This is a genomic window from Catenulispora sp. MAP12-49 (assembly GCF_041262705.1).
In the GTDB taxonomy this organism is placed as follows: Bacteria; Actinomycetota; Actinomycetes; order Streptomycetales; family Catenulisporaceae; genus Catenulispora.
Genome location: NZ_JBGCCP010000037.1, coordinates 1 through 17,982 on the forward strand (window position 1 = coordinate 1; position 17,982 = coordinate 17,982).

At 70.0% G+C, this 17,982-nt stretch carries 13 protein-coding genes, 2 tRNA genes and 2 pseudogenes; 14 read left to right on the forward strand and 3 right to left on the reverse strand.

Annotated features, from left to right (window positions below; all coding sequences use genetic code 11):
• Positions 1 to 111 precede the first annotated feature (111 nt).
• On the reverse strand, positions 112 to 2,688 hold the full coding sequence (gene pepN / locus ABIA35_RS40395; protein WP_370361460.1) for an aminopeptidase N: 2,577 nt from the start codon (positions 2,686 to 2,688) through the stop codon (positions 112 to 114).
• 113 nt (positions 2,689 to 2,801) lie between these two features.
• On the opposite strand from pepN, the gene ABIA35_RS40400 reads away from it, so the two are divergent.
• From ABIA35_RS40400 to ABIA35_RS40430, 7 genes and pseudogenes are all read left to right on the forward strand, one after another.
• A complete protein-coding gene (locus ABIA35_RS40400; protein WP_370345626.1) occupies positions 2,802 to 3,437 on the forward strand; it encodes a disulfide bond formation protein DsbA in 636 nt (211 codons plus the stop codon).
• A 119-nt stretch (positions 3,438 to 3,556) separates the two neighbouring features.
• Positions 3,557 to 3,630, forward strand: a tRNA-Pro gene (locus ABIA35_RS40405).
• 686 nt (positions 3,631 to 4,316) lie between these two features.
• A pseudogene (locus tag ABIA35_RS40410) lies at positions 4,317 to 4,598 on the forward strand (DNA-formamidopyrimidine glycosylase family protein); the annotation flags it as partial.
• Between the two features lie 9 nt (positions 4,599 to 4,607).
• Positions 4,608 to 5,150 (forward strand): Fpg/Nei family DNA glycosylase, encoded by a 543-nt coding sequence (locus ABIA35_RS40415; RefSeq protein ID WP_370345753.1) that lies wholly within the window; start codon positions 4,608 to 4,610, stop codon positions 5,148 to 5,150.
• 100 nt (positions 5,151 to 5,250) lie between these two features.
• Positions 5,251 to 6,600, forward strand: coding sequence for a PP2C family protein-serine/threonine phosphatase (locus tag ABIA35_RS40420; RefSeq protein ID WP_370361461.1), 1,350 nt, complete (start codon positions 5,251 to 5,253; stop codon positions 6,598 to 6,600).
• Between the two features lie 89 nt (positions 6,601 to 6,689).
• A tRNA-Gly gene (locus ABIA35_RS40425) sits at positions 6,690 to 6,760 on the forward strand.
• Positions 6,761 to 7,027: 267 nt separating this feature from the next.
• Positions 7,028 to 7,477: a hypothetical protein gene (locus ABIA35_RS40430; protein WP_370345630.1), complete on the forward strand. Its 450-nt coding sequence runs from the start codon at positions 7,028 to 7,030 to the stop codon at positions 7,475 to 7,477.
• 185 nt (positions 7,478 to 7,662) lie between these two features.
• Here ABIA35_RS40430 and ABIA35_RS40435 read toward each other — a convergent pair whose 3' ends face one another.
• On the reverse strand, positions 7,663 to 8,142 hold the full coding sequence (locus tag ABIA35_RS40435) for a ribose-5-phosphate isomerase (protein ID WP_370345632.1): 480 nt from the start codon (positions 8,140 to 8,142) through the stop codon (positions 7,663 to 7,665).
• Between the two features lie 166 nt (positions 8,143 to 8,308).
• Here ABIA35_RS40435 and ABIA35_RS40440 point away from each other — a divergent pair, with 166 nt between their 5' ends.
• A complete protein-coding gene (locus ABIA35_RS40440; RefSeq protein ID WP_370361462.1) occupies positions 8,309 to 10,414 on the forward strand; it encodes an MMPL family transporter in 2,106 nt (701 codons plus the stop codon).
• Between the two features lie 143 nt (positions 10,415 to 10,557).
• Positions 10,558 to 11,985, forward strand: coding sequence for an aldehyde dehydrogenase family protein (locus ABIA35_RS40445; RefSeq protein WP_370345755.1), 1,428 nt, complete (start codon positions 10,558 to 10,560; stop codon positions 11,983 to 11,985).
• Between the two features lie 88 nt (positions 11,986 to 12,073).
• On the opposite strand, the gene ABIA35_RS40450 is transcribed toward ABIA35_RS40445, so the two are convergent.
• Complete coding sequence (locus tag ABIA35_RS40450) at positions 12,074 to 12,796, reverse strand: DUF2625 domain-containing protein (protein WP_370361463.1); 723 nt, start codon at positions 12,794 to 12,796, stop codon at positions 12,074 to 12,076.
• Positions 12,797 to 12,972: 176 nt separating this feature from the next.
• Here ABIA35_RS40450 and ABIA35_RS40455 point away from each other — a divergent pair.
• From ABIA35_RS40455 to tig, 5 genes and pseudogenes are all read left to right on the forward strand, one after another.
• Positions 12,973 to 13,704, forward strand: a pseudogene (locus ABIA35_RS40455) (glycosyltransferase); the annotation flags it as partial.
• Positions 13,705 to 13,760: 56 nt separating this feature from the next.
• Positions 13,761 to 15,149 carry an SGNH hydrolase domain-containing protein gene (locus ABIA35_RS40460; RefSeq protein WP_370361465.1) on the forward strand — a complete coding sequence of 463 codons (1,389 nt, stop codon included), beginning with the start codon at positions 13,761 to 13,763 and terminating at the stop codon, positions 15,147 to 15,149.
• A 28-nt stretch (positions 15,150 to 15,177) separates the two neighbouring features.
• The gene (locus tag ABIA35_RS40465; protein ID WP_370345638.1) at positions 15,178 to 15,735 is read left to right on the forward strand and encodes a hypothetical protein; all 558 of its coding nucleotides are present in this window, start codon (positions 15,178 to 15,180) and stop codon (positions 15,733 to 15,735) included.
• Between the two features lie 62 nt (positions 15,736 to 15,797).
• The gene (locus ABIA35_RS40470; protein WP_370345640.1) at positions 15,798 to 16,256 is read left to right on the forward strand and encodes a GNAT family N-acetyltransferase; all 459 of its coding nucleotides are present in this window, start codon (positions 15,798 to 15,800) and stop codon (positions 16,254 to 16,256) included.
• 127 nt (positions 16,257 to 16,383) lie between these two features.
• Entirely contained in the window at positions 16,384 to 17,784 is a 1,401-nt protein-coding gene (tig, locus tag ABIA35_RS40475) for a trigger factor (protein WP_370345642.1), read from the forward strand.
• The last annotated feature ends 198 nt before the right edge of the window (positions 17,785 to 17,982 follow it).

The window sequence follows — 17,982 nt, forward strand, 5'->3', positions numbered from 1 at the left end:
AAGTTGAGATCAGCCTGACGAACCGCCGGATGCGTGGCCCGCATGTCCGGTGGTGTGGGAGGCGGGTCGGGTGACCGACCCGCCTACCCGATTCTGTGCTCCGGTGTGTCCTCAGGACGCGGAGCGGTCCTTCTCCTGAGCCTTCAGGCAGCGCCCGATGGTGTCCGCGGACTCCACGATCAGCCGCCGCAGCGCCGGGACCGGCTGCGCCGAGTCCAGGAACGTCTGCGTGGCGTCCAGCGTGCTCTGCTCGATAACGAACGTCGGGTACAGGCCGGTCGCGATCTGCGTGGCGATCTCGTGGGTGCGGGAGTCCCAGGCACCCTCGACCGACGCGAAATACTTCGCGACGTAGGGCTTGAGCAGTTCCTCGCGCTTGTCCGCCGGCACCGACTGGAAGCCGCCGATCACCGAGGCGACGGTGTGGTTGGCCAGGGTGTCGCCGTCCACGACCGATGCCCACGCCTCGGCCTTGGCCTCGGCGGTCGGGCGCGCGGCGCGGGCCTGGAGGGCGTAGCGCTCGCCGGTGGCGGTCTTGTCCCGCTCCAGCTCGGCTTCGATCTCCGGGACGTCCGCCTTGCCGCCGACGACCAGGGCCATCAGCAGGGTCCAGCGCAGCTCGGTGTCGACGGTGAGGCCCTCCAGGGTCTGCGAGCCGTCCAGCAGCGCGGCCACGTAGGCCAGCTGCTCGTCGGTCAGCGCTGTGCCGGCGAAGGAGCGGACCCAGGCCAGCTGGAAGTCCGAGCCGGGCTCGGCCGCCTTCAGGTGCTCCCAGGAGGCGTCGGCGAGCAGGGCCTGGCCGGTCGGGCGCCACGCCGGGTCGGCGAACAGTTCCACCGAGGACTTGGCCTGGCGCTGCAGCAGCTGCGCCACGCCGATGTCGGACTCGCGGCCGATCCCGCCCAGGACCAGCTTCAGGTAGTCGCGCGCGGCCAGTTCGGCGTTGCGCAGCATGTCCCAGGCAGCGCCCCAGCACAGGGTGCGCGGCAGGGACTCCGCGAAGTCGCCGACATGGTCCACCAGCGTCGCCATCGAGTGCTCATCCAGGCGGATCTTGGCGTAGGTGAGGTCGTCGTCGTTCAGGAGCACCAGCGCGGGCCGGGCCTTGCCGACCAGTTCGGCGACCTCGGTGTGGGCCCCGGTGACATCCAGCTCGACGCGGTCGGTGCGCACCAGGGCGCCCTCGACCATGTTGTACAGGCCGATCGCCAGGCGGTGCGGGCGCAGGGTCGGGAACTGCTCGGAGAAGCCCTCCTGCTCCACGGTGAAGGAGGTGAAGGTGCCCGCGTCGTCGACCTCGTAGACCGGCCGCAGCGTGTTCGGGCCGGCGGTCTCCAGCCAGGACTTCGCCCACTCCTTCAGGTCGCGGCCGGAGGTCTCCTCCAGCGCGCCGAGCAGGTCGGCCAGGGTGGTGTTGCCCCACTCGTGGCGGTTGAAGTAGGAGCGGACGCCCTCGAAGAAGTGGTCGTCGCCGACCCAGGCCACCAGCTGCTTCAGGACCGAGGCGCCCTTGGCGTAGGTGATCCCGTCGAAGTTGACCATCACGTCCTCGAGGTCGCGGATCTCCGCGACGATCGGGTGCGTGCTGGGCAGCTGGTCCTGGCGGTAGCCCCAGGACTTCTCGCCGTTGGCGAAGGTCGTCCAGGCGTCCTTGAAGCGGGTCGAGGCGACCTGCGCGTAGAACGAGGTGAAGGTGGCGAACGACTCGTTCAGCCACAGGTCGTTCCACCACTGCATGGTGACCAGGTCGCCGAACCACATGTGGGCCATCTCATGCAGGATGACCTCGGCGCGCTGCTCGTAGGCGGCGTCGGTGACCTTCGAGCGGAAGATCATCTCCTCGCGGAAGGTGACGCAGCCCGCGTTCTCCATGGCGCCGGCGTTGAACTCCGGCACGAAGAGCTGGTCGTACTTGGCGAACGGGTAGTCGCGGTCGAACTTCTCGGTGAAGAAGTCGAAGCCCTGCCGGGTGATCTCGAAGATCTCCTCCGGGCGCAGGTACTCGGCCAGCGAGGTCCGCACCGCCACCGCCAGCGGGATCTTCTGGCCGCGCTTGGTCGTGTGCTCCGAACGCGCGACGTGATACTTGCCACCCACCAGCGCGGTGATGTACGAGGAGATGCGCGGGGTCGGCTCGAAGGCCCACACGGCCGTGCCGTCGCCCCGGGGCTCGGCGGCCGGGGTGGGGGAGTTGGAGAAGATCTGCCAGGAGTCCGGGCCCTGGACCGTGAAGGCGAAGGTGGCCTTCAGGTCGGGCTGCTCGAACGCGGCGAACACCCGCCGCGAGTCCGGCACCTCGAACTGCGTGTACAGATACGCCTCGCCGTCGACCGGGTCGATCATCCGGTGCAGGCCCTCGCCGGTGTTCATGTAGGCGCAGTCGGCGACGACTCGCAGCTCGTTCTCCGCCTGCAGGTTCGCCAGCGCGATCCGGCTGTCCTTGAAGGCCTCGGCCGGGTCCACCGCCGTCCCGTTCAGCGTGATCTCCCGCACGCCGGGGGCGATCAGGTCGATGAACGTCGAGGCGCCAGGAGTGTTCGCCCGGAACCGCACCGTCGTGGCGGATGTGTAGGTCTTCGCCTCCGGATCGGGGGCGTTCGACCAGTCCAGGCTCACCTCGTAGGACTGGACGTCCAGCAGCGCCGCGCGCTCCTGTGCTTCTTCGCGGGTCAGATTAGTACCGGGCACCCTTGCACGGCTCCTTGTCGCTTCGAGTCGAGTTGTCGCCATCGATCCTTGCACGACCGCCCTCGCGGACGCCTCCGGGATTAGCCGCAGGTCCGATGGTGTTGGCTTCGGACATGAGCTCTCCTACCCCCGAACAGGCCGCCCCCCGCGCCGCGGCCGACTTCTGGTTCGACCCGCTGTGCCCCTGGGCCTGGATGACGTCCCGCTGGATGCTGGAGGTCGAGAAGACCCGTCCGGTGGACGTCCGCTGGCACGTGATGTCGCTGTCGGTGCTCAACGAGCACCGCGAGGACCTGCCGCAGAAGTACCGCGACCTGATGGACGCCGGCTGGGGCCCGGTCCGCGTGGTGATAGCCGCGCAGCAGGAGCACGGCGACGAGTACGTGCTGCCGCTGTACACGGCCCTGGGCACCCGGCACCACCCCGGCGGCCGCGAGTACACCCGCGAGGTGATCGTCGAGGCGCTGGAGGAGGTCGGCCTGCCGGCCTCGCTGGCCGACGCCGCCGACACCGACCGCTACGACGAGGCGCTGCGCAAGTCGCACGCCGAGGGCATCACCCTGGTCGGCCAGGACGTCGGTACCCCGGTCGTCGCGGTGAACGGCGTGGCCTTCTTCGGCCCGGTCGTGACCCCGGCGCCGAAGGGCGAGGACGCGGGCAGGCTGTGGGACGGCTGCCTGCTGGTGGCGTCCACCCCCGGCTTCTTCGAGCTCAAGCGGACCCGGACTCAGGACCCGATCTTCGACTGAGCGGGGCTCTGTATAGCGCTGTGGGCAGGCGGGGACCGCTTATACGGTTCCCGCCCGCTAAGCGGGGAAAGCGTCAGGACTGAGGGACTACCTCAGTGCTAACCTGCTGTCGCGAGAACCGGGATGTGGCGCAGCTTGGTAGCGCGCGTGCTTTGGGGGCACGATGTCGCAGGTTCAAATCCTGTCATCCCGACATGACGCTGAAGGCCCGGTGACCTCACGGTCCCGGGCCTTCGCCGTACGTCGTCCTGTTCCCCTTCACCAGTCACGCGGCCGTGAAACGTCCCGGGCGCGCATTGCCTTGCCCGGACCCAGGCGGTTCGCGGAGGGGGAGCCGCCGTCGTAGAGGGAGCGCTCGCCGCGGTTCTCCGTCTTTCCGTCTCCGCGGCCGCGGGGCCTCGGCTGGCCCGGGGTCGGACCGGGTGTCCGGTCTCGGGCGCTTTGCGTTTCGGGGGGCCTGGCCGGCTTCGCTTCGCTGACGCGGGACTGCGTGGGCGTTTGGGTACGAGCCTGGGCCTGCGACTCTTCTGGCTCTCGGTTCGCCTGACTCGCCTGTGCTCCCTGACTTCCCTGTGCTCCCTGGATCGCCTGTGTTCCCTGAGCAATCTGAGCCGGCTGGTTGCTCTGCGGCCTCTGTGCCGGCGGCTGCGGGACGGCCCGTCGTGCCTCGCTCATGCCCGGAGGCGTCCGCGGCGGCGCGGGCTTGGGTCGCGCCGTGGGCACGATCCGCGTCTCCGGCTGCGGACGTCGGCTGTGGCGCGGGTTCGCGCCGAGGTCCCCGGGCTTGGGGCCGCCCTTGCGGCCGAGGCTCTCAATGGTCATCAGGCTGCCGCCTTCGTCGTGTTCGGGTGTCGGTGGGCACCGGTAGTGTCCTTAGGTATGCCCGAAGGTCACGTGATTCACCGTCTTGCCGGCAAACTCGACTCGGTCTTCACCCCCGAACTCACCTCCGAATCGCCGTTGTCCGAGGTCAGCAGCCCGCAGGGGCGTTTCGAGGCCAGTGCGCGCTTGTTGGAAGATCTCCCATATGCCGGTTCGGAGGCGCACGGGAAGCATTTGTTCATCGGATTCGGCCCTGACCGTTGGGTTCATGTGCACCTGGGTTTGTATGGAAAGTTTCACGTCGCCGAGGAACCGCCCGGCCCGGTGGTGGGTCAGGTGCGGCTGCGGATGGTGGGCAAATCCGGACATGCCGACCTGCGCGGCGCCTCGGCGTGCGACCTGTACGGCCCCGAGGAGCGCTCGGCCCTGCTGCGCCGCCTGGGCCCGGACCCGCTGCGCGCCGACGCCGACCCGGAGCCGGCCTGGCGCAAGATCTCGAACAGCTCGCTGACCGTCGCCGAGCTGCTGATGGAGCAGTCGGTGCTCTCCGGTGTGGGCAACGTCTACCGCGCCGAGGTGCTCTACCGGGCCGGGCTCGACCCGTACCGCAAGGGCCGCGAGCTGACCCGCGAGCAGTGGGACGGGATCTGGGAGGACCTGGTCGTCCTGATGGCCGAGGGCGCGCGCATCGGCCGGATCGACACCGTCTGGCCGCAGCACACGCCGGAGGCGATGGGACGCCCGCCGCGCAAGGACGACCACGGCGGAGAGGTGTACGTGTACCGCCGGAACGGCCAGCCGTGCCTGGTGTGCCAGACCCCGGTCGCGACGGCGGGGGTGCGGGACCGGAACCTGTTCTGGTGCCCGACCTGCCAGAAGGCCGCCGCCTGAGTCAGCGACCGAACGTTCGAACCCTGCGATCCGCTGCGCACCGTGGTCGCGTGGTGATCGCAGGGTGACGAAGAGGCCGTACTCCCGATATGGTTCGCGCATGACCGCGGACTCGGGGAACGGGCGGTCCGGCAGGCGCAGCGCCACCGGGCGACGCCGGCGATTCGTCGGCGGCCGTCTCCTCGACAGCGGGATCGGCCGCTGGCTCACCGACAGCGCCATGGCCTCGGATCTCTATCTGCTGCCGGCGCTGGGGATGGTGGCCGTCGGCTTCGGCATGCTCACCGTGGCCTTCCCCGAGGCCTGGACCCCGGCGATGCTGGCCCTGCCGGTCCTGGCCGGCGGCCTGCTGATGAAGCTGCGCGGCCAACTCCTCCTGCTGGTGATCTGCATCGCGGTCCTGGCCGGCGTGTCCTGGCACCGCGAGCGCGCCGGCGTGGCCTTCGGCTCGGCCCTGGCCGTCTTCGCCACCGCGGCCCTGGTGATACTGACCTCCCGCTCCCGCCTGCGCCTGGGCGTCCAGGGCACCCGCGGCGAGGCGATGCTCCTGGACCTGCGCGAACGCCTGCGCGCCCAGGGCCTGGTCCCCCGCCTGCCCGCCGACTGGCACGTCGACATGTCCATCCGCTCCGCCGGCGGCCAGTCCTTCGCCGGCGACTTCCTCATCGCGGCCCTGTCCCACCCGGCCTTCCCGGCCCAGCGCCGCCCCCAGCCCGTGACCAACCCCGTCGGCACGAGCAGCGTCCCGGGCGTTCCCCCGGCCACGATGCAGGCCGCACCCCCGACCGCCCCATCACCGGCCCCGGCCCCCGCCGACCAGGACCACCCCGGCGCCCACGGCATCGGCACCGGTGCCGGCATCGCCGCCGACGCCGACGAACCGCACACCCGCGGCCAGACCCTGGAACTGAGCCTGGTCGACGTCAGCGGCAAAGGCCTGGCAGCGGGCACCCGCGCACTCCTGCTGTCGGGAGCCTTCGGCGGCCTCCTGGGCACCGTCCCCTCCCGAGACTTCCTCACCTCGGCGAACAAGTACCTCCTGCGCCAGGACTGGGACGAAGGCTTCGCCACAGCGGTCCACCTGGTCGTCGAACTGGAAACCGGCCACTACCGCTTCCACAGCGCGGGCCACCCACCCATCGCCCGCCTCACAGCCAAAACCGGCCGCTGGTCCACCGAGGAAGCCGAAGGCCCCCTCCTGGGCATCCTCGACGACGCCGAATTCCCCGCCACCGAAGGCTGCCTCGACCGAGGCGACGCCCTCCTGCTGTTCACCGACGGCCTCGTAGAACGCCCCGGCCGCGACCTGGACGAAGGCCTGGACCGCCTCCTGGGCGCCGCCGAAACCCGCCTCACCACCGGCTTCACCGGCGGCGCCGACCGCCTGATCAACGAAGTGGCCCCGAACGTGAAGGACGACCGCGCACTCGTGGTCGTCTGGCGCACATGACCGCCGGACGCGCCCGCCAGAACCGGGGTGAGAACGAGGCACGGAGTGTGCCAAGATAGACCCACGCGCGGCTCTCCGGGGCCACGGGTGCGGATGTAGCTCAATGGTAGAGTCTCTGCCTTCCAAGCAGATTGTGCCGGTTCGATCCCGGTCATCCGCTCGTCTTTGACCTGTGAAAGAGGGTCGCCCGATCTCGGGCGGCCCTCTTTCAGTCTCAAGTAACCAGTCAGCCTGCGTGGTCGGCTGTTACGCCTCCACGCTTGTACACCCGAAGGGACGATAAGGCCTGCGCGGCATCTGTGGCCGGAGGTCAGGTGCCCCTTTACGTTCTGTTTGTCAGCTTCATCCACCGATTCGGTCCGTGATGAAGCGGCGTGCGACCGGCGTCAGTCCGGCGTCGGCGTACTGACAGCGAAGGGAATCCCCCATGCACCCGATCCCCATGCAGCCTGGCGTCTACCAGATCCACTCCCACCTGCCCGGGCCCGGCCTGGTGATGACGGCTACGGAGCACGCCATCATGCACGGCGCGCCCGTCATCGTCGAGCCCCGCCTCCTGCCCCCCTTCGAGCAGCAGTGGGCGATCGAGCCGGCCCAGCCCATCCCCGGGTCGCCGTATGTGATGCACCTCGCCCTTCATGAGCTGGCAGGCATCGTCACCGCTGAAGAGAAGATCTACGTCAACAACGTTCCGCGCCCGGAGTGGTCCAAGCTCATGTTCGAGCCGGTGATCGGCGGGGTCCGGATCGTGGCGGAGAGTGGTCTCGTTCTGGCTGTGCAGCACCGCGGGCAGCAGATCAACCTTGTGAAGCCGGAGACCCCGGACTACAGCGATGTCTGGACCCTGGAATTCATCCGCCCCCTCGAAGAGGACTAACGCGGACGGCTACGTTGGGCGCCCTGGATCAGCGAATCCAGGGCGCCCGCATCGTGATGGTCGCCGTCGATGAGCCCCATGCCGTTCAGCATGCGCGCGTCTGCTTCGTGTGCGCCAACGTGAAAGGGCCGCCCGAACTCGCCGGGCGGCCCTTCTTCATCTCAGCTTCGTGCGACCTGTGTGCCTCAGCCGGCGGTGGTGGGGAGGGGCGGGAGTTCGCCGCTCTTCTCGTAGTCGCTCATCATCTCGATGCGGCGGATGTGGCGCTCTTCGTTGGTGAAGGCGGTGGTGATGAAGACCTCGACGAAGTGGGTGGCCTCGTCCTCGGTGTGCATGCGGGCGCCGATGCTGATGACGTTGGCGTTGTTGTGCTCGCGGCCCAGGCGGGCTGTCTCCTCGCTCCAGGCGAGGGCGGCGCGGATGCCGGCGATCTTGTTGGCGGCGATGGCTTCGCCGTTGCCGGAGCCGCCGATGACGATGCCGAGGCTGTCGGGGTCGGCGGCGGTCTTGCTCGCGGCCAGCATCACGTACGGGGGGTAGTCGTCCTGGGCGTCGAAGGTGTGGGGGCCGCAGTCGACGGCTTCGTGCCCGGCGGCGGTCAGCCAGGTGACGATGTGGTTCTTCAGGTCGTAGCCGGCGTGGTCGCTGCCGAGGTAGATGCGCATATGGAGGATTATCCCATCCGGGGCCGGCGGGGCAGACCGGGCCACCCGTTCGGCCGATTGCGGTCCGTGGTGCGGTGGTGCACTGTTGTTCTGTAGTCAACCATGATCCTGGAGTGATCAGAGTGGAGTAGCAGCCGAGCCGATTCCTGACGAGGGGGGGGCAGCCATGGAGCGATTCTCGAGATTCGTGCTCGCGAAGCGGCGGGGTATCGCCGCCTTGTGGTTGGTGCTGTTGCTCGGTGGCGGGTGGGCTTCGTCGGTCTTGTCCAACCACCTGAACCAGAGCTTCACCATCGCCGGGACGCCGAGTGCGGCGGCCAGCGACGCCCTGGTCGCGCAGTACCACGTCGGCGGCGGGCTCGATCCGCTCGTTCCGGTCTTCGTGCTGCCGCCGGGTGTCACGCCGGAGCAGGCCCGCTCGACGCTGGAGCCCGCGCTGGCCGCGGTGCCCGGGCAGGTCGTCGACTACTACAGCAGCGGGGACCGCGCCTTCCTCGGGGCCGACGGGCGGACCATGTTCGCGCTCGTCTTCACCCCCGCCACCGGCGACCAGGTGCATGACGCCAGGAACCAGACCGACGCCGCCCGCGCGCTGCCGCACCGGCTCGCCGCCGCGGCTCCGCCGGGGACCCAGGTGTACGTCACCGGCATCACCCCGCTGTCGTCCAACGGCAACGGCGGGGGCAACGGGGTGCTGGCCGAGGCGTTGCTCGGCGCGGCCGGCGCGCTCATCGTGCTGGCCTTCGTGTTCGGGTCCTTCCTCGCCGTGCTGCCGCTGGTGATCGCCGCGGTCTCGATCCTGTCCAGCTACCTCGTGGTGCTGATCCTGTCCGAGTTCATGAAGGTCCAGGCCGTGGTGCAGTACATGGTCGGGCTGATCGGGCTCGGCGTGGCCATCGACTACTCGCTCCTGCTGGTCACACGCTGGCGCGAGGAGGTGGCGCACGGCGCCGACAACGAGGCCGCCGTGCACCGGGCGATGGCCACGGCCGGGCGTGCCGTGCTGGTCAGCGGGCTGACCGTGGCGCTGGGCCTGCTCTCGCTGATCGTGGTGCCGATCCAGTTCATGCGCTCCATCGGCATCGGCGGGATGCTGATCCCGGTGGTCAGCGTCGCGGTGACGCTGACCCTGCTGCCCATCGCGCTCACCGGCTTCGGCCGCCGCCTGGACTGGCCGCGCCTGCGGCACGAGGACAAGCCCAGCCGGGCCTGGACCGCCTGGGCGCGCTGGGTGGTCCGCCGGCGGTGGCTGGCCGCCGGGCTGGCGCTGCTCGTGCTGGTCCCGCTGGCCGTCGTCGCGCTCGGCATCCATGAGGGCGACCCGACCACCGACTCCCTGGCCAAGTCCGGGCAGGCGCGGCAGGGCTTGGTGGCCCTGCGCGCCGCCGACATCCCCAGCGGCGTGCTCAATCCCTACGTTGTCCTGACCCCGCCGAACACCCGGCCCACGACCCTGATGCCCGGCAACGGCCTCTACGCGGTGGTCCCGGTGACCACGCCGCCGCCGGGGACGGAGAAGACCCCGACCACGCGCTGGCCGCTCACCGTCGTCCTGCCGAGCGACGAATCCGCCACCCGCCAGGGCCAGCATGTCGCCAAGCTCACCCGCACCACCCTGGACCACGCCGTCCCGGGCACCCTTGTGGTCTCCAGCGCGCTGGCCAACATCGACAACATCCACAAGATGTACGGCCAGTTCCCGATCCTGCTCGCGGTGTTGGCCGTCCTCACCTTCCTGGTGCTGGCCCGCACCTTCCGCTCCCTGCTGCTGCCGGCCAAGGCGGTCCTGGCGAACCTGCTCTCGGTCGCCGCGGCCTACGGCGGCATGGTCCTGATCTGGCAGAACGGCCACGGCTCGGAGGCCATCTGGGGCATCCCGGCGACCGGCGGCATCCCGTTCTGGATCCCGATGATCGTCTTCGCGTTCCTCTACGGGCTGTCGATGGACTACGAGGTCTTCATCCTGTCCCGCATGCGCGAGGAGCACGACGCCGGCGCCAGTACCAACGACGCCGTGATCGTGGGCCTGGGCCGCACCGGCCGGCTGGTCACCAGCGCCGCGCTGATCCTCTTCCTGGCCTTCGCCGCGCTGGCCAGCGCCCCGTCGACCTTCCTGAAGATCTTCGCCACCGGCCTGGGCATCGGTATCCTGCTGGACGCCACCGTGGTGCGCGCGCTGCTCGTGCCCGCGCTGGTGTCCTTGTTCGGGCACTGGAACTGGGTGCTGCCGCGGTGGGCGGCGCGGATCCTGCGCGTCAGGCCGTCGCCGTGAAGCGGCCACGGCCGGTGCCGCCGGTGCGGCCCGTGAGCAACGACACGGCCGCCACCTCCCGGTCCGTCCTTGTGCCGCCCTGATCGTGGCGCTAGCGTCCGCAGAAATTCGCACTGCTAGTTAACCGGGACGGCCCAATGAGCGTGCTCAGCTTCACCGACCAGTACATCGGCGGCAAATGGATCCCCTCGGCGTCCGCCGAGACCGTGGACGTGCTGAACCCGGCCACCGAAGAGGTCATCGCCGTGATCCCCGCCGGCGGGGCCGCCGACGTGGACGCCGCCGTGGCCGCGGCGCGCTCGGCCGCGCGCGCCTGGGGCGCCAGCCACAAGGACTACCGGCTGGAGTTCCTCGGGCATCTGGTCGCCAAGCTGGCCGAGGCGCAGCCGGAGATCGTCCAGACCGTCGTGGCCGAGCTCGGCTGCCCGGTCGGTTTCGCCACCGCCGTGCAGGCCGCGCTGCCGCTGGGGGTGGCCGAGAGCTACCTGCGCATCCTGGCCGACTACGAGTTCGAAGAGCAGGTCGGCAACTCGACCGTCTACCACGAGCCGGCCGGCGTGGTCGGCGCCATCACGCCCTGGAACTACCCGCTGCACCAGGTCGTCGCCAAGGTGATGCCGGCGCTGGCGGCCGGCTGCACCGTGGTGCTCAAGCCCGCCGAGGACACGCCGTTGACCGCGCGCCTGTTCGCCCGGCTGGTCGACGAGGCCGGCTTCCCGCCGGGCGTGTTCAACCTGGTCACCGGGACCGGCGCGGAGGCCGGGGCGGCGCTGGCCGCGCACCCGGACGTCGACATGGTCTCCTTCACCGGCTCCACCGTCGTCGGCCGGCAGGTCGCCGAGCAGGCCGGCCGCGGCGTGAAGCGGGTGGCGCTGGAACTCGGCGGCAAGTCGGCGTGTGTCGTGCTGCCCGGCGCGGACCTGGCGAAGGCCGTCAACGTCGCGGTCGCCAACGTCTTCAACAACTCCGGCCAGACCTGCTCGGCCTGGACCCGGCTCCTGGTCCCCGAGGACCACTACAGCGAGGCGGTGGCCATCGCCGCCGAGGCCGCCGCCAAGTTCGTGCCCGGCGACCCGACCAGCCCCGAGACCCGGGTCGGCCCGCTGGTCAACGCCAAGCAGCGGGAGCGGGTGCGCGGCTACCTGAACGACGCCGTCGGCGAGGGCGCCCGGGTCGTGGTCGGCGGCGCGCAGGCCCCGGACGACCTGCCCACCGGCTTCTACGTCCGCCCGACGGTCCTGGCCGACGTCACCACCGACATGGCCGTGGCCCGCGAGGAGATCTTCGGCCCGGTCATCTCCGTGATGTCCTTCCACGACGCCGAAGACGCCCTGCGCATCGCCAACGCCACCGAGTACGGTCTGGCCGGCGCGGTGTGGGCGGCCGACGACAACGAGGCCGCCGCCTTCGCCCGCCGCATGGACACCGGCCAGGTCGACATCAACGGCGGCCGGTTCAACCTCGCGGCGCCCTTCGGCGGCTACAAGGGCTCCGGCGTCGGCCGCGAGCTGGGCCGCTTCGGTCTGGAGGAGTATCTGCAGACGAAGTCGCTCCAGTTCCGGGTGAGCTGATTCCGAGTGAGCTGATTCGGGGTGAGCTGATTCCGGGTGAGCTGAGACGGGAGCAGCCGCAGATCTCGCCGCGGCTTTTCGCCGCGGATCAGAGGAGTCCGAGGAACCCCGGATCCCCGGCGCCGATCTGCTTGGCGAAGTCTGCGGCTATCCCCAGGACCCCGGCCATCGGCACCGTCCGCCGACTGGTCGTCGAGACGTCCTTGGCCTCCTTGGACCACAGGAACGGGAACACGCTGATGCCCTGCGCGGGTCCGGCCCCGGCCGTCTCCTCGCGCCATCCCTCCCAGCGCAGGGCGCTGTAGAACACTTCCAGCCGCTCGGACAGCAGCCACGCGAGCCAGGCCGAGTGCCCGATCCCCAGGCCCTCCCACTGCAGTGTGTCCGGCGCGAAGTAGACGATCTCTCCCGGCTGCCCGGGACGCCCCGCGCCGGCCGGGTCCATGCCGTTCAGCGCGAACACCCCGCCGAGCACGTCGTGCGCCACGACCAGCCCGGCCCCCGCCTGCCACGCCGGTTCGAAGGCCTCGGGGAACCCGTTCACCCGGGCCAGGCTCGGCAGGCTCCCGTCCCGCCCCGAGCCGCCGCCGTACACCCGCACCCAGCCGTCGTCGACCAGCAGGCCGCCGCAGTTGAGGGTCAGGCCGCCGAGCATGGACCGCGCCGTCACCTGGAGTTGCAGCAGCCCGCGCGTGCTCTCCCGGGGGTCGGGGGCGAAGACGGTCAGGGGTACCGGGGAGGCCGCGAACAACGCCTGGAGCTCCGGCCACGCCGGATCCTGCACCTCGATCAGCTCGGTGAGTTCTCGCATCCGCCCGATCATGGCAGATCCGTCCGGCGTTGCCGACCCCCGGCGCGGCCCCGGGACGGTTCGGAGATCGTTCACCTGGCGGGCCATCGAGAGGTCTAGACCACTGGCTGGCGTGGGGTGAGTCAAAGCACGGATTCAGTAAGTCAAAGCACAGCCGCACAGGGGGAACGTCGGCCATGGCGCCGAGCGCGACACTGATCTCTCGAACCACATCTCCATCGACTTCTCATCTTCCCCAACCGCCCGACGACGACGAGCTGTACTGGTACTTCGGTCCGCAGCGGCGGTGGGTGCTCCTCTTCTCGTCATTCTCTTTCGTTTTCACGGCGATCACGCTGTTTCTGTTCTCGGTGCGCACACCCGCGCTGTGGGTGTTTCTCGCGGTGCTCGTCCTGAACCTCGTCGCACTCGGGTTCTCAGTAGCGGATGGACAGAGGCAACGGCGGCTGACCCGCGCCGGGCACGAGGTCCTGGTGCGCGCGTGGAGTCCCGCGCACGCGCCGAGCGTCGATCTGTTCCTCCCGACCTGCGGCGAACCGCTGGACGTGCTCGCGAACGCGTACTCCCACGTCGCCCGCATGCGATGGCGCGGCGAGCTGACGGTCTACGTCCTGGACGACGCCGCCGGCCCCGACGTGGCGGCATTGGCCGCCGAGTTCGGGTTCCGGTACGTGGTGCGACCGGACCGCGGCCACCTGAAGAAGGCCGGCAACCTGAACCACGCGCTGACGATCGCGACCAGCGACGTGGTCGCGATCCTGGACGCCGACTTCTGCCCACGACCCGACTTCCTGGACCACCTGGTCCCGTACTTGGCCGACCCGGCCGTCGGGATCGTCCAGAGCCCGCAGTTCTTCGACACCGACGAGTCGATGTCGTGGCTCCAGCATGCGGCCGGTGCGGCGCAGATTCCCACGCCGGGCAATGGTTCTCGGCGATCAGCCGCATCGCTGCGGACCGGCACATGGCCGTCGAAGAACGCGTCAAACAAGGCTGCCCCTTCGCCGATCTCACGGTCAGCAGTCCCGTCCTCGGGCGCGACTATCGCGAGTGCTACACCTGGCGCGACTCGGTCCTGGACCAGCTCGGCAAGGAGTCGCGGCCGGCCCTGATCGTCGTCTCCGAGCTGGACTGGTACGCCTCACCGGCGGAGACGAAAGCCGCGTGGAACCGTCCGCTGAGCGCGCTGGCCGAGCTCGGCGTCCCGATCGCCGCCATCCATGACACCCCGAAGCCCGACACCGACATCCCGGTCTGCGTCTCCGGTTCGCAACACGACTGGAACGACTGTGCCTTCACGAGAAGCAGCGCGCTGACCACCGATCCACTCACCGCGGATCCCCGCGTCACACCGATCGACTTCAGCTCCCTGCTGTGCCCCGACACCGAGTGCCCGGCGGTCCTCGACGGTGTCCTTCCGTATCGCGACGACTCCCATCTCACCGATGCCGCCGCCTACCTCCTGGCCGAACGTCTTGCCGCCCAACTGCCCTTCGCCGGCCCATGGCACACGGTGTTCGCCGCCGACTTCCATGGCCCGGCCGGGTCCTCGCCGCCGTTCCGCGACTGGCTCATCGACACCGGCCACTGCTATCCGGGCTGTCCGGCGCCGGACTGGGGTACCGGCGAGGTCGAGACCATGAGCGCCGATCCGGCCAACGTCCAGCTCGACGGCCATGGCGCCCTCCGCCTCACCCCGCTGCGCGCCGCCGACGGCACCTGGACCTCCGGCCGCGTCGAGACCCGCCGGTCCGACTTCGCCGCTCCACCCGGCGGCGAGCTCCGGATCAGCGCCAGGCTCACGCTTCCCGACGTCACCGCCGCCGACGGCGCCGGCTACTGGCCCGCGTTCTGGGCGCTGGGCAGCGGGGTCCGCGACGGCAGCGCGCCCTGGCCGTCCGGCGGCGAGATCGACGTCCTCGAAGGGCTGGACGGCCACCCTTCCACCTGGTCCACCCTCCATTGCGGCGCTGCCTGCCACGAGCCGGCCGGCCTCACCTCGGGGGAGCACCCCTGCCCCGCCTGCACCTCCGGCGAGCACGGGTACACCGCCGACATCGACCGCTCCCGCAGCCCCGAGCAGATCCGCTGGTCGGTGGACGGCACCGAGGTCTTCCATCTCGACGCCACCGCGGTCGATCCCGCGACCTGGGACGCCGCCGTCCATCACGGCTTCTTTGCGATCTTCGACCTCGCGCTCGGCGGCACGTTCCCCGGCTCGGTCGGCGGCCCGTCGGCGGCGCGTCCCGGCTCCGCCACCGTCGCCGGCCGTCCGATGACCGTGGTCTCCGTTCAGATCTCGATTCGGGAGCAGATCTCGGCCCGGGACCAGATCTCGACCCGGGAGGGATGACCGCTACCATCTCGGCCACGGGGAGTCGATGTCGGAAACCTGGGAGGGGCTGCGCATGGCCGAGAAGTGGGCCGCCATGTCGAAGGGCACGCGGATACTGCTGGCCGCCGCCCTTCTGTATGTCGTGGAGTCCATTCTCATAGTGGCGACCGACGCCGACGCCAACAACGGCTATGCCAGCGTCCTGATCGGCGCGGTCACCTCGACCTTCGGCGCGTTCCTGGCAGCCGCCGCGCTGCGCACCGACTACCTCGCCGCGCTGCGGCTGCGCTGGCGGCTGCGCTCGGGCGCCGAGCGCGCCACCGCGACCGTGGCCGCCGTGGTCTCCTTCTCCAACAGCGACTTCACATACCCGGTCTTCGAGTACGCGACCCCCGACGGCGCCACCCATCGGCACGCCGACGCCTCCAGCCGCACGCTGGAGGTCGGGGCGACCGCCGAGGTGCGCTACCTCCCGGGCGAGGCCGACTTCGCGGCCGGGCCGATGGGCCGGTTCAACGTCGTGGTGTTCGCGGTCCTGGCCATGTTGGGCGCGGTGTTGCTGGTGATGATGCCGTTGATGACGGTGCAAGCGTTGTTCAGTTGACCAGCCGAACCAGCTGAACCGGCAGAAACACCGAGGACATCTGTCCGGGCCACACTCGTGCCGTGAGCGCAGCGATCATCACCGTCACCGAAGTCCCGTGGAACGATCCGCAAGGGGCCGCTCTGCGTGACGCGCAGCGCGCCGAGATCGACGCCATGTACGGCCCGGGCAGCGAGCCCGGCGTCGCGCCGTCGGCGTCCGACATCGCCGTCTTCCTGATCGCGCACGTCGCGGGCCTGCCCGCGGGCTGCGGGGCGCTGCGTCCGCTGGAGCCCGGCGCGGCCGAGATCAAACGCATGTATGTGGTGCCGGACCAGCGCGGGCAGGGCGTCTCCGTCGCGGTCCTGGCGGCTTTGGAACAGGCGGCGGTGGCACGCGGATGGCGCACGCTCCGGTTGGAGACCGGGCCCGAGCAGGTCGCCGCGATCCGCTTCTACGAGCGCTCCGGCTACGTACCGATCCCGGGTTTCGGCGCGTATGCCGATGAGCCGACGTCCCACTGCTTCCAACGAGAGCTGTAGCGAGTTCGGGGACCGTTTCCTTCAGGGGCGGCACTCCGGGTTACGATGGGGCTTCGTACCCCGTCCACGCGCGACGTCGCGCCATGACTCGAGGCTGCCGGCCGGCAGCGCCGCAAGGAGAGCAGCAGTGAAGAGCGCTGTCGAGACCCTGGACCCGACTCGGGTCCGGCTCACCGTTGAGGTCCCGTTCGAGGAGCTCAAGCCAAGCCTCGACGCGGCCTACAAGAAGATCGCCGAGCAGGTCTCGATCCCGGGCTTCCGCAAGGGCAAGGTCCCGGCCGCGGTCATCGACCAGCGCTTCGGCCGTGGCGCCGCGCTGGAGGAGGCCATCAACTCCTCCCTGCCCCAGTTCTACGGCCAGGCGGTCGAGGAGAACAAGATCGAGGTCGTCGGCCAGCCCGACGTGGACCTGAAGGAGCTCGAGCCGGGCCAGGACCTGAAGTTCACCGCCGAGGTGGACGTCCGCCCCGAGTTCGAGGTGCCGGCCTACGACGACATCGAGGTCGAGGTCGAGGACGCGGCCATCTCCGACGAGGCCGTGAGCGAGCGCATCGAGGAGATCCGCAAGCGCTTCGGCTCCCTGAAGGAGGTCGAGCGCGAGGTGGCCGACGGCGACTTCGTCACGCTGGACCTGGCCGCCTCGATCGACGGCGAGGTGCTGGAGGACGGCACCGCCAAGGGCATGAGCTACGAGGTCGGCTCCACCCAGCTGATCGAGGGCACCGACGAGGCGATCATCGGCAAGAAGGCCGGCGAGACCGCCACGTTCGCCTCCAAGCTGCTCGGCGGCTCGCACGCGGGCGAGGAGGCGACCATCGAGGTCACCGTCACCGCGGTCAAGGAGCGCGAGCTGCCGGAGCTGGACGACGAGTTCGCCCAGCTGGCCAGCGAGTTCGACACCATGGAGGAGTTCCGCACCAACGTCCGCGAGACGCTGGAGCGCTCCGAGCAGTTCGAGCAAGTCGCCTCGGCCCGGGACAAGGTCCTGGAGGTCCTGCTGGAGCGCGTGGACATCCCGCTGCCCAAGTCCGTCGTGGAGGCCGAGCTGGCCTGGCGCAACGAGGCCCTGGACCGGCAGATCGCGATGGGCGGCATGACCCGCGAGGGCTTCTTCAAGCTGCAGGAGAAGACCGAGGAGGAGTACGACGCCGAGCTCGCCGACGAGGTGCGCGACGGGGTCAAGGCCCAGTTCATCCTGGACAAGCTGGCCAACGCCGAGGAGATCTCGGTGAACGAGGGCGAGCTGACCAACCACCTCATCCAGCGCGCGTCCCAGGCCGGCATGCGCCCGGACGAGTTCGCGCAGCAGATCTCCTCGGCCGGGCAGATCCCGGCCCTGGTCGGCGAGGTGCGCCGGGGCAAGGCGCTGAACCTGGTCCTGGAGGCCGCCACGGTCAAGGACGCCTCCGGCAACGAGATCGACGTCAAGAAGGTCAACGCCCCCGACGTCGAGGACACCGACGGCGAGAACCCGGACAGCCACGGCCGCGCGCCCGAGGACGAGCACTACGGCCACAAGCACGACTGATCGAACACGCGGTCATACGAAAGCCCCGTCTCCACGTGGAGGCGGGGCTTTCGCGTATGCCGTCAGCGAACAAACGCCGGGGCGCCGACGTGGCGAGGGAGTGGAGCGTTAGGGTCGTCCTAGGACCGGCGGCGATCACACCTCTGACAGGGTTCGCCGGTGCCGGCCCGCGCATTTCCGCTTCCGACGAACCAGGCA

What these genes read in the sequence shown, in the direction of transcription:
- ABIA35_RS40415 (WP_370345753.1), top strand. Translation starts at nt 4,608, where the DNA reads ATGGTGGGCAAATCCGGACATGCCGACCTGCGCGGCGCCTCGGCGTGC.
- ABIA35_RS40450 (WP_370361463.1), bottom strand. Translation starts at nt 12,796, where the DNA reads ATGCGAGAACTCACCGAGCTGATCGAGGTGCAGGATCCGGCGTGGCCG.
- ABIA35_RS40435 (WP_370345632.1), bottom strand. Translation starts at nt 8,142, where the DNA reads ATGCGCATCTACCTCGGCAGCGACCACGCCGGCTACGACCTGAAGAAC.
- ABIA35_RS40420 (WP_370361461.1), top strand. Translation starts at nt 5,251, where the DNA reads ATGACCGCGGACTCGGGGAACGGGCGGTCCGGCAGGCGCAGCGCCACC.
- ABIA35_RS40400 (WP_370345626.1), top strand. Translation starts at nt 2,802, where the DNA reads ATGAGCTCTCCTACCCCCGAACAGGCCGCCCCCCGCGCCGCGGCCGAC.
- ABIA35_RS40430 (WP_370345630.1), top strand. Translation starts at nt 7,028, where the DNA reads ATGCACCCGATCCCCATGCAGCCTGGCGTCTACCAGATCCACTCCCAC.
- ABIA35_RS40465 (WP_370345638.1), top strand. Translation starts at nt 15,178, where the DNA reads ATGTCGGAAACCTGGGAGGGGCTGCGCATGGCCGAGAAGTGGGCCGCC.
- ABIA35_RS40460 (WP_370361465.1), top strand. Translation starts at nt 13,761, where the DNA reads ATGGCCGTCGAAGAACGCGTCAAACAAGGCTGCCCCTTCGCCGATCTC.
- ABIA35_RS40440 (WP_370361462.1), top strand. Translation starts at nt 8,309, where the DNA reads ATGGAGCGATTCTCGAGATTCGTGCTCGCGAAGCGGCGGGGTATCGCC.